15 protein-coding genes are annotated in these 14078 nt (G+C 33.7%); 8 read left to right on the plus strand and 7 right to left on the minus strand.

Features of this window, described 5'->3' with window-relative positions; translation table 11 throughout:
- Positions 1 to 3 precede the first annotated feature (3 nt).
- Positions 4 to 1698, minus strand: a complete 1695-nt coding sequence (locus tag MG292_RS10630; RefSeq protein WP_264532752.1) for a M23 family metallopeptidase — start codon at positions 1696 to 1698, stop codon at positions 4 to 6.
- A gap of 182 nt (positions 1699 to 1880) precedes the next feature.
- On the opposite strand from MG292_RS10630, the gene MG292_RS10635 reads away from it, so the two are divergent.
- The 3 genes from MG292_RS10635 (at position 1881) to rny (ending at position 4242) form a co-directional block, all read left to right on the plus strand.
- The gene (locus MG292_RS10635) at positions 1881 to 2171 is read left to right on the plus strand and encodes a hypothetical protein (protein WP_264532751.1); all 291 of its coding nucleotides are present in this window, start codon (positions 1881 to 1883) and stop codon (positions 2169 to 2171) included.
- Positions 2172 to 2177: 6 nt separating this feature from the next.
- Positions 2178 to 2471, plus strand: a complete 294-nt coding sequence (locus MG292_RS10640) for a cell division protein ZapA (RefSeq protein ID WP_264532750.1) — start codon at positions 2178 to 2180, stop codon at positions 2469 to 2471.
- A gap of 211 nt (positions 2472 to 2682) precedes the next feature.
- Positions 2683 to 4242 carry a ribonuclease Y gene (rny, locus tag MG292_RS10645; protein ID WP_264532749.1) on the plus strand — a complete coding sequence of 520 codons (1560 nt, stop codon included), beginning with the start codon at positions 2683 to 2685 and terminating at the stop codon, positions 4240 to 4242.
- 58 nt (positions 4243 to 4300) lie between these two features.
- On the opposite strand, the gene xerD is transcribed toward rny, so the two are convergent.
- Both xerD and MG292_RS10655 read right to left on the minus strand, forming a co-directional pair.
- Positions 4301 to 5200 carry a site-specific tyrosine recombinase XerD gene (gene xerD, locus MG292_RS10650; protein WP_264534585.1) on the minus strand — a complete coding sequence of 300 codons (900 nt, stop codon included), beginning with the start codon at positions 5198 to 5200 and terminating at the stop codon, positions 4301 to 4303.
- Between the two features lie 78 nt (positions 5201 to 5278).
- Positions 5279 to 5824: a hypothetical protein gene (locus tag MG292_RS10655; RefSeq protein WP_264532748.1), complete on the minus strand. Its 546-nt coding sequence runs from the start codon at positions 5822 to 5824 to the stop codon at positions 5279 to 5281.
- A gap of 227 nt (positions 5825 to 6051) precedes the next feature.
- Between MG292_RS10655 and MG292_RS10660 the strand changes: the two genes are divergently transcribed.
- Together MG292_RS10660 and aroQ are read left to right on the plus strand one after the other, a co-directional pair.
- On the plus strand, positions 6052 to 6621 hold the full coding sequence (locus MG292_RS10660; RefSeq protein WP_264532747.1) for a porin family protein: 570 nt from the start codon (positions 6052 to 6054) through the stop codon (positions 6619 to 6621).
- 75 nt (positions 6622 to 6696) lie between these two features.
- Positions 6697 to 7110, plus strand: coding sequence for a type II 3-dehydroquinate dehydratase (gene aroQ / locus MG292_RS10665; protein WP_264532746.1), 414 nt, complete (start codon positions 6697 to 6699; stop codon positions 7108 to 7110).
- 55 nt (positions 7111 to 7165) lie between these two features.
- Here the strand turns inward: aroQ and MG292_RS10670 are convergent, their stop codons facing one another.
- The 4 genes from MG292_RS10670 to MG292_RS10685 form a co-directional block, all read right to left on the minus strand.
- Complete coding sequence (locus MG292_RS10670) at positions 7166 to 8041, minus strand: cation diffusion facilitator family transporter (protein ID WP_264532745.1); 876 nt, start codon at positions 8039 to 8041, stop codon at positions 7166 to 7168.
- Between the two features lie 84 nt (positions 8042 to 8125).
- Positions 8126 to 9439 (minus strand): UDP-N-acetylglucosamine 1-carboxyvinyltransferase, encoded by a 1314-nt coding sequence (murA, locus tag MG292_RS10675; RefSeq protein WP_264532744.1) that lies wholly within the window; start codon positions 9437 to 9439, stop codon positions 8126 to 8128.
- Entirely contained in the window at positions 9440 to 10156 is a 717-nt protein-coding gene (locus MG292_RS10680) for a DUF4290 domain-containing protein (RefSeq protein WP_264532743.1), read from the minus strand.
- Between the two features lie 3 nt (positions 10157 to 10159).
- Positions 10160 to 10456, minus strand: coding sequence for a DUF493 family protein (locus MG292_RS10685; protein WP_264532742.1), 297 nt, complete (start codon positions 10454 to 10456; stop codon positions 10160 to 10162).
- A 148-nt stretch (positions 10457 to 10604) separates the two neighbouring features.
- Between MG292_RS10685 and MG292_RS10690 the strand changes: the two genes are divergently transcribed.
- The 3 genes from MG292_RS10690 to fmt are packed head-to-tail and all read left to right on the plus strand — an operon-like array spanning position 10605 to position 14047.
- Positions 10605 to 11144, plus strand: a complete 540-nt coding sequence (locus tag MG292_RS10690) for an AAA family ATPase (RefSeq protein ID WP_264532741.1) — start codon at positions 10605 to 10607, stop codon at positions 11142 to 11144.
- A 60-nt stretch (positions 11145 to 11204) separates the two neighbouring features.
- Positions 11205 to 13100 carry a RecQ family ATP-dependent DNA helicase gene (locus MG292_RS10695; RefSeq protein ID WP_264532740.1) on the plus strand — a complete coding sequence of 632 codons (1896 nt, stop codon included), beginning with the start codon at positions 11205 to 11207 and terminating at the stop codon, positions 13098 to 13100.
- Positions 13100 to 14047 (plus strand): methionyl-tRNA formyltransferase, encoded by a 948-nt coding sequence (fmt, locus tag MG292_RS10700; RefSeq protein ID WP_264532739.1) that lies wholly within the window; start codon positions 13100 to 13102, stop codon positions 14045 to 14047. The genes MG292_RS10695 and fmt overlap by 1 nt, the downstream gene beginning before the upstream one ends.
- The last annotated feature ends 31 nt before the right edge of the window (positions 14048 to 14078 follow it).

The raw sequence follows: 14078 nt of genomic DNA on the forward strand, positions 1-14078 counted from the left end.
TTTTTATTTTTTTAGACTTCGAAAAAATCGAGTTTCAAAGGTAGCAGAATTTCCCATAGCATCTGTTACAATTACTTTCAACTCATTAGCACCATTTAGAACCAAATCATCATTAAAATAATGCGTGATGGTATTGGTTTTATTGTCGTATTCAAACAAAACCCATTTGCCGTTCAAATACCCATTATACGTCTTAATTCCAGAACCCGAATCCGAAATTTGCAATTGTATTGTATCTTGGCTTACCCATCTCCCTTCAATAGGTTTGGTGATACTAACAGTAGGCGCTAGAGTATCTGTAACTAATTTGTACTTTCCTAAAGTCTTCACTTTGGTTGTAAATACACTATCTTTTCGAAAAGTAGAGTTATAGCTAATTTTTTCGCCCTCTATCCTAGCAATGAATGTTTTTTCTTGTTGTTCTTTTGACATTTTACTATCTGTCATTGTAATAGTAAAATTAGTATGAGCTGGAACGGTATCGTCATGTAAATACAACACCTTATTTTTCACCTCAAAATTTAAAGGGAAATCATCATAAAATGTTCCTGCTGGGAAAAACACCGAAGCATTGTCTTTTTCAAAAATATTATCCTTATTCGCCTTAATGAAATAGTTCGAGACTTTAGGTTCTGCTGAAATTACCGCTGCACTAGCATCAAACTGAATAGGCACTGTAATTGCTGTTTTGTTACCAAAAAAATCAGCAACTTCAATACGATATACTTCGTCCAAATTAGGGATTGGAGTTATTTGTCCTTTTGACTCATCTGTCTTAATAAAAGCCAAACCGTATTTATTTTTCATAAATAATTTTTGAACTCTTTGTTGTGTTTTTTTATATTTCGCGTAATCAATTAAGGCATTCACATAACGCATATCATCAAACGAATACGTATCAAACTGATATTCAAAACGAGGTTGGCCATTCAAAAACGAATGAACACTATACACTCCATTTTTATTAAACGACACATCATCGTAATCATCTGCAATAATTCCGAAGCCAATTTCACCATTCGCCACCACTTTATCGGCCAAAAAAGTCCCATCTTTTTGTAACGAATAATTCAACAAAATAGGTCGTTGCGATTTATTTACCGTTGATTTTGGAGTCAAAGGATACACATACAAACCTGAAATCGAAGGTTTTTTAGTGTCTTTAAAACCTGAATCAAATCCAAAAAGCATCGGATTGATGATATACTCTGTTTTAGAATCGCGAATTTCAAAGTGCAAATGCGGCCCTTCTGAAGCACCCGTATTACCTGAAATAGCAATCCACTCCCCTTTTTTGATTGGAATTTCTCCTGGCTTTAAGTACATTTCAATTTCAAAAGCCTGTTCTTTATAATGTGTTTTAGTGATAAAATCTTGAATTGGTCCTACTGCTTTTTGCAAATGAGCATACACCGAAGTATATCCGTTAGGATGTGTAATGTAAATAGTTTTCCCGTTTCCAAAAGTAGAAATCTTAATACGAGAGACATACCCTTCAGCAGCAGCATAGACTTTTAAACCCTCTTTTTGTTGTGTTTTAAAATCAAACCCCGCATGAAAATGATTCGGACGCAATTCTCCAAAATTACCTGACAATTGCATTGGGATATCCAAAGGAGGACTAAAATACTCTTTAGGATAACTATTTTGAGCCATGAGAGTACTACAATACAACAAATAAAAAAGAAGGAATCTCATAAAATTTGATTTTGGCTAAGGTAAAAAAACAAACTCATAAATAAAATTAGAATTAGACTGAAAAATCATAACCCTTTGTTTGATAATAAATTACTAAATTTTAAATAAAAAAGCAAATAAAATATTGTATTAATAAAAAGGAATACTAACTTTGTAAGATTAAGTAATGAATTGGAATAAGAATGAGTGTAATTGCGGAAATAATTGATACTCTTGAAAATAAGATTGAAACCCTTTTCACTAGGATGGCTAGTTTAGAGAAAATCAATCAAGATTTAAAGACAGAATTGACCAATACTACAACTATCATACACAATCAGTCTCGTGAGATTGATACTTTGAAAAAAGAGTATGAAGCTCTAAAAATTGCTAACTCATTACTTGGCAGTGAAGAAAATAAAAGAGATACTAAGCTTAAAATAAATTCATTAATTCGCGAAATTGATTACTGCATAGCACAGCTATCAGATTAAAAAAATATGGACGAAAAGCTTAAAATAAAAATATCAATTGCAGACCGAGTTTATCCATTAACGGTGGATCCGTCACAAGAAGAAGGGCTCCGAAGTGCTTCTAAAAAAATTGATACGATGATTAAGCAATTTGAAGAAAATTATGCTGTTCGTGACAAGCAAGATGTATTAGCCATGTGTGCATTACAATTTGCTTCTCAAGTAGAACAAAAACAAATCGACAAAGCGATAGATGGAGAGGAAACTATCGAAAGATTAAACAAAATCAACTCGATATTAGACGAATATCTCAAAAAATAAAACGTTCTTTTACATAGACTAAGATACTGCCTACATTAGTTCAATTTGGTAAACTCAACACTAACAATTTAGAATGAGCGAATCATCACTACTATAGCACGCCTCACTTTGGTAAGGAAGCTTGAACAGTGAGTTAGCTCAAAACTTGTCTTTACGAGTTTATACAAGCACCTAATGTAGGCTTTTTTTATATATAAATTTTTTAATTAACATGGACATAGTAACAATTATTATTGGAATCATAGGTGTTGCAGCTGGTTTTACAATCGCTAAAATCATTGAAAAAAGCAACATTTCGAATCTCATCAAAAACGCAAAAAAAGAAGCTGCTTCTATCTTAAAAGACGCTAATTTTGAAGCAGAAAACATCAAAAAAGATAAAATTCTTCAAGCAAAAGAAAAATTTATCGAATTAAAATCAGAACACGAACAAGTAATTCTAGCTCGTGACAAAAAAGTAGCCGAAGTAGAAAAAAGAGTACGTGACAAAGAATCTCAAGTTTCTAATGAATTGGCTAAAGCCAAAAGAGTAAATGACGAATTTGAAGCTAAAGCAGCCGAATATGCTTCAAAAATTGAAATTTTGGAAAAGAAACAGGCTGAGGTAGAAAAACTCCATAAAAGTCAACTACAACAACTTGAAGTTATTTCAGGACTTTCAGCTGATGAAGCTAAAGAACAATTAATTGAAGGTCTAAAAGCGGAAGCAAAAACTCAGGCCATGGCTCAAATTCAAGATACAATTGAAGAAGCTAAATTGACTGCGCAACAAGAAGCGAAGAAAATCATCATCAACACTATTCAACGAGTAGGTACGGAAGAAGCGGTAGAAAATTGCGTTTCTGTATTCAATATAGAATCAGATGATGTAAAAGGTAGAATCATTGGGCGTGAAGGACGTAACATCCGTGCATTGGAGGCGGCTACTGGAGTTGAAATTATTGTTGACGACACTCCTGAAGCAATCATTCTTTCTTGTTTTGATCCTGTGCGCAGAGAAATTGCTCGTCTATCCTTACATAAATTAGTAACAGACGGACGTATTCACCCAGCTCGTATCGAAGAGGTAGTAGCTAAAACTACTAAACAAATTGACGACGAAATCATTGAAGTTGGTAAACGTACCGTAATTGATTTGGGTATCCACGGATTACATCCTGAATTGATTAAAGTGGTAGGTAGAATGAAATACCGTTCGTCTTACGGACAAAACTTATTACAACACTCTCGTGAAGTATCTAAGCTTTGTGGTATTATGGCTGCTGAACTCGGATTAAACGTAAAACTAGCAAAACGAGCTGGTTTATTACACGATATTGGTAAAGTACCTGATACAGAAAGTGATTTACCACACGCTTTATTAGGTATGCAATGGGCTGAGAAATATGGTGAAAAAGAAGAAGTTTGTAATGCGATTGGAGCACACCACGATGAGATTGAAATGAAATCATTATTGTCTCCAATCATCCAAGTGTGTGATGCTATTTCAGGTGCAAGACCAGGAGCAAGAAGACAAGTTCTTGATTCTTATATCCAACGTTTGAAGGACCTAGAAGATGTGGCTTACGGATTTGGCGGAGTAAAGAGTGCTTATGCGATTCAAGCAGGTAGAGAATTACGTGTAATTGTAGAAAGTGAAAAAGTTTCAGATGACAAAGCATCGAACTTATCATTCGAAATTTCACAAAAAATCCAAACTGAAATGACCTATCCAGGTCAAGTAAAAGTAACTGTAATTAGAGAGACTAGAGCGGTTAATATTGCGAAGTAATTCTTTCTATTTTCAAATACAAAAATCCCCAATTTCAAATGAGATTGGGGATTTTCATTTATTCTTTTCTCGGATGAAAGGTATTCATAACCTCTGTCAAGTATTTTCTATCCAAATGCACATAAATTTCAGTAGTAGTGATTGATTCATGCCCTAACATCAATTGAATTGAACGTAAATCGGCTCCATTTTCCAATAAGTGTGTCGCAAAGGAGTGACGTAAGGTATGTGGGCTAATTGTTTTGTTTAAATTGATTTTGGCTGCTAAATCTTTGATAATAGTAAATAGCATAGCCCTAGTAAGCTGACTCCCTCTTCTATTCAAAAACAAGGTATCTTCAAATCCTTTTTTTATTGGTAGGTGATTTCGGATCGACTCTTTATACAATTGAATGTATTTTTGAGTCAGATTACCAATAGGCACAAAACGCTGTTTATTTCCTTTTCCGGTAATTTTTACAAATCCTTCTTCAAAGAATAAATCCGATATTTTCAAATTGACCAATTCCGAAACACGAAGACCACACCCATATAAGGTTTCCAACATCGCTCGATTTCTTTCTCCTTCATTAGAAGACAAATCGATAGCATTGATTAAAGCATCTATTTCATCTACCGATAGCGTATCGGGTAATTTCCTGCCTGTCTTTGGTGTTTCGATTAATTCTAACGGATTGTCCGTGCGATAATCTTCAAAAACTAAATAATTAAAAAAGCTTTTTAACCCTGAAATAATTCGGGCTTGCGAACGAGCATTCACCTGTTTTGAAACACTGTAAATAAACTGCTGGATTGTTTCTTCAGTAATCGCAACAGGAGAAACTTGAATTTGATTTTGGTCCAAAAAAAGACACAATCGCTCCACATCAAAAGAATAATTCTCGATGGTGTTTTTTGACAATCCTCTTTCGATTCTCAAATACGACTGATAGTTTTTAATATAAGTTGTCCAATTCACCAAACAAAGAAACGTAATTTTTAGACATAAAAAAACCACGTTCAACAACGTGGTTTTTCATTACACTGGGGGCGCGTTCTAAAAATGTAACGCAAAACCTATGTTCAACTGAAAGGTATCCGCTTTAGCATAGTTTTGATTTAAACTTAAATTATATCGAACTCCTGGCTCAACACTAACATTATCTCCCAAAAACCAAGCATATCCTGCCTGCATTCCTAAATAAGAAGGATTCTCATCGGCATCTTTTATTGAAGCTCCTGAAAAATCTAGTTGGATTGGAAATTGATGAACAATATAGTATTTAGCCCCTATTTTATAGGAAAAAATAGTGGTATCGATAAAATCTGATTTCACCCCACCATAACCTAATCCTACTTTTAAAGCCAAATTATCAATAAAAAAATAACCTGCTTCAGCGCCAAAATTATAAACCGAGTCCCCATTTTGCGAAGCATAATTAATTCCTGTAGCAGCACCAACAGGAGTACCAAAAGCAGTATTCACTTCAATTAACCATTTCGCTTCAGAAGTCTGTCCATTATTTTTAACTTGTTTTGAATCTTGAGCGTTAGTAAAACTAAAAATCAAAATAGTTAGTAGTGTTACACTAGTTGTTTTCATAATTATATCATTTAAAATTATGACTCCAAATTAGAAATTCGAATGAATCCGTGGATAAAAAATCGGCTATTGAAAAGTATTCACGATAAAAGACAGAAAAACTAATTAAATACTACCAACATTCCGCAATAAATAGTAATTTTGATCTTACTATAAAATTATTTTAATACAATAAATACACTTAAAAAGCGTTTTTATATTTAAACCCACTTACAAGTTATCCTATTATGAAACGAAATTTATTATTACTTACTATACTTCTATTTGCAACATTTACATCTTCAGCTCAAATTTTCAGAATCGGACTAAAAGCTGGAATTAATTATGCCAACCAAAATGGCACAACAATTACTGTAAATAGCACTAATTACAAAACGGATGCCATTACCAATTTCCACATCGGACTATTAGCGGAAGTGAAATTAGGAGAACGCTTTTCAATACAACCTGAACTTTTGTACTCCACTCAAGGGGCTAAATATGATGCTGTAGGAGTTATAAACGATTTTACCAATGATGTTGGCTATGTAAGCATCCCATTAATGGCCAAAATTAATTTAAATAACACATTTAGTTTGGACTTTGGACCACAAGCATCGTTTCTAATGAGCAAAAAAAATGATGTCTCGATAAATGATCAGAAAAATCTAGATTTTGGGGCTGGTGGAGGTCTGAGTATTCATATCACTAAAGGATTATTTTTACAAGGTAGATATATTGTTGGCTTAAACGAAATTTCACCTGAAGCTAAAGTTAAAAACTCTGTTTTACAAGTATCTGCTGGATTCTTCTTTTAAAGGAAAAACAAACTATTTTATAACAACCGTTCTTTTATTGGAACGGTTTTTTTATTTTTACCAAAATATCATTTTATGAAAATTTGTATCATCAACGGACCCAACTTGAACCTTTTAGGAAAACGCGAACCAGAAGTATATGGAAGCCAAACTTTTGAAGATTATTTTGAGATTTTAAAAGCAAAATTCCCTACTATTGAATTTCACTATTTTCAAAGCAATATTGAAGGAGAGTTAATTGGAAAAATTCAAGAAGTTGGTTTTTTGTATGATGGTATTATTTTAAATGCCGGGGCATATACTCACACTTCTATTGGTATTGGAGATGCTATCAAAGCAATTACCACACCAGTTATTGAAGTACACATATCCAATACTTTTGGTAGAGAAGAATTCCGACATCAATCGTATATTTCAGGAAATGCTAAAGGAGTTATTTTAGGTTTTGGCCTAAAAAGTTATGATTTAGCGGTACAATCGTTTTTGTAACCAACAATAATTTATTATTTAAAAGAAAGGCGTTGCAAATTGCAACGCCTTTCTTTTATATCGAATCATCTGGTTCAACATGAATTAACACATGTCCTAATTCTGGGATTTCGGCTCGTAAAGTATCTTTTAATTGGTGTGCCAAATCATGTCCTTCCTTTACTGAAATAGTTGCTTTTACAGTAGCGTGTAAATCGACATGGTATTTCATACCCGATTTACGAATAAAACACTTTTCGGTATCAATAATCCCGTCTACACTTTTTGAAACTATTCTAATGTTTTCAATCAAATCATCATACAAATGTTCATCCATGATTTCGCCCAAAGCAGGTCTAAAAATAAGATAACTATTATACAAAATGAATCCTGAAGCAAATAACGCAGCCCAATCATCTGCTGATTCATATCCTTTTCCTAAAAACAATGCTATCGATATCCCGATAAAAGCAGCAACCGAAGTAATAGCATCACTTCGATGATGCCAAGCGTCAGCTTTTAAAGCAGAACTATGTGTTTCTTTGCTTCTTCTCATTACCACCTGGAAGGAATATTCTTTCCAAAGAATAATTGCTCCTAAAACGTATAAAGTCCACGATTTAGGCAAATCGTGTGGAGTATTAATATTGAGAATACTTTCATACGCAATAACAGTTGCTGAAGTAATCAAAAAACCGACTACTATAAACGTTATTAATGGCTCTGCCCTCCCATGACCATAGGGATGATTATCATCTGCAGGCTTATTCGAATATTTAATCCCAAACAAAACCAAAAAAGAAGCAAAGATATCAGTAGTTGATTCTATGGCATCGGCAATCAATGCATACGAGTTACCAAAAAAACCAGCTAAACCCTTAATAAGAGCTAAGATAGTATTACCTATTACACTAAAATAAGTTGCTTTAATAGCCGCTTCTACTTTTGGCATGATATATTTATAAAAATATCGTTTAGAGGATTTATATATAACAAAACAACTCTAAACGATACTTACTATTTGATTGATATTAATTTATGCTCTAACAATTTTGGCACCGATAGCTCTCAATCGCTCATCGATACGTTCATAACCTCTGTCGATTTGTTCAATATTTTGAATTGTACTCGTTCCTTTAGCAGAAAGTGCTGCAATTAACAATGAAATTCCTGCACGGATATCTGGCGAAGACATTGTTGTCGCTTTTAACTGTGATTTAAAATCATGCCCAATAACTACTGCTCGGTGCGGATCACACAACATAATTTTAGCTCCCATATCAATCAATTTATCTACGAAGAACAAACGACTTTCAAACATTTTTTGGTGAATTAAAACATCACCTTTAGCCTGAGTAGCTACAACCAAAACAATACTTAATAAATCAGGAGTAAATCCTGGCCAAGGAGCATCAGCAATAGTTAATATAGAACCATCAATATCCGTCTTAACTTCATATCCATCAACGTGAGATGGAATATAAATATCATCTCCTCGTTTTTCCAAAGTGATTCCTAACTTTCTAAACACATTTGGAATAACACCTAGATTATCCCAGCTTACATCTTTAATTGTAATTTCTGATTGAGTCATAGCTGCTAAACCTATCCAGCTTCCTATCTCAATCATATCTGGAAGAATTCTGTGTTCACAACCACCCAAGCTTTCTACACCTTCGATAGTAAGTAAGTTGGAACCCACTCCCGTGATTTTAGCTCCCATAGAGTTCAACATTTTACACAACTGTTGCAAATACGGTTCGCAAGCAGCATTATAAATAGTAGTAATTCCTTTTGCCAAAACAGCAGCCATAACAATATTTGCCGTCCCCGTTACCGAAGCCTCATCTAAAAGCATATGGGTCCCTTTTAAGCCTTCTTCTGGAGTTTCTACACCATAAAAGTGATCTTCTTTATTGTATCTGAATTTAGCTCCTAAATTGATAAATCCTTCGAAATGAGTATCTAACCTTCTTCTACCTATCTTGTCACCACCCGGTTTAGGGATATATCCTTTACCAAAACGAGCCAATAGCGGTCCTACTATCATAATAGAACCTCGAAGTGCTCCTCCCTCTTTTTTGAAAGCTTCAGTCTCAAGGTAACTTACATTTACCTCATCCGCTTGAAAAGTATATGAATTGGGTCCGTTTTTTTGAATTTTAACTCCTAAATTACCTAACAACGTAATTAGCTTGTTAATATCAATAATATCAGGTACATTATTGATTGTTACCTTTTCTGAAGTTAATAGAATTGCACATAATATTTGTAATGCTTCATTTTTAGCTCCTTGTGGTGTAATTTCTCCTTTCAGACGAATGCCACCTTCGATTTTGAAAACTCCCATTTATTTTTGTTTATTTTTTTGAAACGATTTTGATTTTCCTTGTTTATTATTCTTGTTTGCTTGTTTTACCGATTGCCCTTGAGATGAAATCTTATTTGAAACACGTTTATTAGTTCGCAATAAATCGGTTGTATTTAATAACTCCTCAGTGCTTTGTAATAAATTTAGCTTACCTCCTGATAATTCATACAGATGCTCAAAAATAACATCATCTTTTACAGTATCTTTATTCCAACTAAGGTATGATTTTTTCATATGATTGGCAATTACTTTCACCAACGCATTTTTCATTTCTCCCTCTTCCCATTTGTTAGCTACATCAATCATATATTTGATATTATTCCCATAATATCGGTATTTGGGGAAATTTTGTGGGTATTTTAAAACATCAGGTTTTAATTGTAATACTTCACGAGAAGGAATTGGATACGGGGACTCCACGTCTAGCTTAAAATCGGACATGATAAACAATTGATCCCATAATTTATGCTGAAAATCAGGTACATCACGCAAATGTGGATTCAAGGTACCCATTACTTGGATGATGTATTTTGCAGCCTTATTACGCTCATCTACATCTTCAATTACAGTAGCCTGATCTATTAATTTTTGTAAATGACGCCCGTACTCCGGAATAATTAAATGCGGTCTTTCTGCATTGTATTCTAAATGATGTACCACATCATTTGCGTTCTCTTTAGTGTATTTTGGATTCATATTTTATAAGGAAACAATACCTTCAATTACTGAAACTTCGATGTATTTATCTATTACTTCTTGAGCGTTTTTCATTTGAACATCAACAGATATACTTGTAAATTTACCTGTTTTAGATTGTGTAGTCTTAATTACTGCTCCCATACAATCAAAAGCTTTTTCTACTTGCTCTACATTATCAGCAACCGAAGGGACAATAAATTTAAACAAATATATAGAAGGCCATGTAGTACTCATTTCTAATTCAACCTTCAATCTTTCATAAAATTCAGCTGTCTTTTTTTCTTTTTCCTGATCCATTATTACGCTTAAAATAAGCGCAAATATAAGGTATTGATTTTAGAAATTTGAATTTCGTGTTATTTTTTGAAACGAATGATAATTATCCAATAGATTAATTTTTAAAATCCCAATTACTTTAGGTAAATTTGTGGCTTATTTACAAAAAGTGCAAAAAGAAATCGTTGTTATTATTGGCGGACCTGGAACAGGAAAAACGACTATCATAGACAGATTAGTCCAAAATGGATATTGTTGTTATCCCGAGATTTCTAGGCAAGTAACCGCCGAAGCACAAAAACAAGGAATTGAGCAATTGTTTTTAGAACAACCTTTACTTTTTAGTGAACTTTTGTTAGAAGGAAGAAAAAAACAGTTTCTTGATGCCCACCAAGAACCACACAATATTATATTTTTAGATCGAGGTATTCCAGATGTTTTAGCCTATATGCATTATATTGGCGATAGCTATCCTGCTTTTTTTGATGCGGCTTGTAAAGAACATATTTACTCTAAAATTTTCATTTTACCTCCTTGGGAGGACATTTATGTGAGTGATCAAGAACGCTATGAAAACTTTGAACAAGCTCAATTAATCCACAATCATTTAGTAGAAACCTATCAAAAATACGGATACGAACTGATTGAAGTTCCAAAAGATACCGTAGATAAAAGAATTCTTTTTATCTTAGATAAAATTTCAAACTAAACTATAATGTAAAAGTGATTCACTTTTGTATTGAAAACCCAACGCAGCGCACTGAAATCTATGCAAACAGCACTAGCGATTCTTCAAAAATACTGGAAATACGATCAGTTCAGACCGCTACAAAACGAAATCATTGATTCTGTTATAAGCGGCAAGGATACATTGGCAATTCTACCAACAGGTGGTGGAAAATCTGTCTGTTTTCAAGTACCTGCAATGATGACTGAAGGTATTTGCTTAGTCATTTCTCCTTTAGTAGCCTTAATGAAAGACCAAGTAGCTAATTTACAAGCACGCAATATCAAAGCTATTGCTTTAACTGGCGGAATCCGTTCTGAAGAAATGATTGATTTGTTAGACAATTGCCAATTTGGCAATTACAAATTTCTTTATTTATCGCCAGAACGTTTGCAATCGAATTGGATTTTGGACCGAATTAAAAATCTTCCTATCAATCTTATTGCTATTGACGAAGCGCATTGTGTTTCGCAATGGGGACACGATTTTAGACCCGCTTATTTAAAAATTTCCGACTTAAAAAAACATTTTCAAAAAGTTCCGTTTTTAGCCTTAACCGCCACCGCAACACCAAGAGTCAAAGAAGATATCATCACCGAAACAGGATTGCAAAATCCATCTGTTTTTCAAAAATCATTTGCTAGAGAGAATATTGCTTATATAGCGATTGAAGCCGAAGATAAACTCTATACAATAGGGCAAATTCTCAAGAAAAATCCACAACCATCTATTGTATATGTTCGCAACCGACGTTCGTGTATTGACATGTCGGGTCAATTAAACACTTTAGGTTTCAAAGCCACTTATTATCATGGTGGGCTTTCGCCAAAAGAAAAAGATAAAAACATGGCGTTGTGGATGCAAGAAGAGGCACAGGTAATTGTAGCTACAAATGCTTTTGGAATGGGGATTGACAAAGCCAATGTAAAAACTGTAATTCACATACAACTTCCTGATAATATTGAAAATTATTACCAAGAATCAGGTCGTGCTGGTCGCAATGGCGAGAAAGCTTTTGCTGTTATAATCACAAGTCCTTCAGACATCCTTCAAGCCGAGAATCAGTTTTTGTCCAATTTACCCGACAAGTCTTTCTTGAATTCGGTATACATCAAATTGTGTAACTATTTTCAAATTGCTTATGGGGAAGGTTTCAATGAACAATTTGCTTTTAACATGAATCACTTTTGTTTGAAATACAATTTTCCTCCTTTAAAAACCTATAATGCCATTCAGTTTTTAGATCGACAAGGTATCATTAGTTTATCGCAAGAGTTTTCAGAAAAAATAAGTTTGCAATTTTTGATTCCTTCCAAAGAAGTCATTCGCTACATCAGTTTGAATCCAAATGACGAGGAAATTATTCTTACTATTTTGAGAACGTATCCAGGCATTTACGAAATGCAAACTGCATTTAACCTAGACTTTATTGCTAAAAAATCGAATCATAAACCTGCCGAAGTACAAGCAGTTTTAAACAAATTAAAAGAAAAAGATGTAATTGAGTTCCATTCAAAAAACAATGATACTTCGATACTTTTTAACGAAATTCGCGAAGACGAGCGAACCATTAATAAAATCTCAAAATATTTAGAAAAACAAAACCAGCTGAAAAAAGAGCAACTTCAATCTATTATACATTATATAAAAGAGAACCAAACTTGTAAAAATCGATTAATTTTAGCTTATTTTGGCGAAAAATCGGATGCTGATTGTGGAGTTTGCTCATATTGCATTAGCAAAAAGAAAGTAACAACTAATACAAAATCTCTTTCTGATTCAATCCTTACATTATTACAAACTGAAGAATTAACGTCAAGAGAAATTCAAGAAAAAACCCAAACCGATACCAATGCCGTTATTGAAGTACTTCAATATTTATTAGAACAAGAACAAATCGCTATTAAAGCGAACAACAAATATACAATTCATCACTAATGGAAAAATTACGTATCATATTCATGGGGACTCCCGAATTTGCAGTAGGCATTTTAGATACTATTTTACGACACCAATATGAAGTAGTTGGAGTAATCACAGCAGCAGACAAACCTGCTGGACGCGGACAAAAAATAAAATATTCTGCGGTAAAAGAATATGCTTTAGCGCACCAACTCCCATTATTACAGCCTACCAATTTGAAAGACGAAAGTTTTTTGTCTGAATTGAAGGCATTGAACGCTAATTTACAAATAGTAGTAGCTTTTAGAATGCTACCTAAAGTAGTCTGGGAAATGCCGTCGCTTGGCACATTCAATCTTCACGCTTCACTACTCCCTAACTATAGAGGTGCCGCGCCCATCAACTGGGCAATCATCAATGGAGAGAACAAAACGGGTGTAACGACGTTCTTTATTGATGACAAAATTGACACTGGTGCCATGATATTGAATGCTGAAACTCCAATTAGTAAAACGGAAACAGCAGGAGAATTACACGACCGATTAATGTTACTAGGAAGCGAAACCGTAATTCAAACTTTAAAATTAATTGAAAAAGGGAATGTGACCACCACGATTCAACAAGACACGGTCGATATTAAAACCGCTTACAAACTCAATAAAGAGAATTGTAAAATTGATTGGACTAAATCTGCCTCAACCATCCATAATCTAATTAGAGGTTTAAGTCCCTATCCAGCCGCTTGGTGCTTCATGAGCGATAAAGGAGAAGAGTGGAATGTCAAGATTTATGAGGCTACTATACTAGAAGAATCCCATTCTTTAAATATAGGCCAATTGATTTGCACTAAGAAAGAACTAAAAATTGCTGTACAAAATGGATTTATTCAAATTAAAAGTTTACAATTTCCTGGCAAGAAAAAAATGACGTCTTCTGAATTATTAAATGGTATTCAATTTACCGAAGAAGCTAAAGCTTATTAATAGCTAACAGCTAGTATTTATTACGTTTTCG

Origin of the sequence: Flavobacterium keumense (assembly GCF_029866485.1) — a bacterium.
Lineage (GTDB): Bacteria > Bacteroidota > Bacteroidia > Flavobacteriales > Flavobacteriaceae > Flavobacterium > Flavobacterium keumense.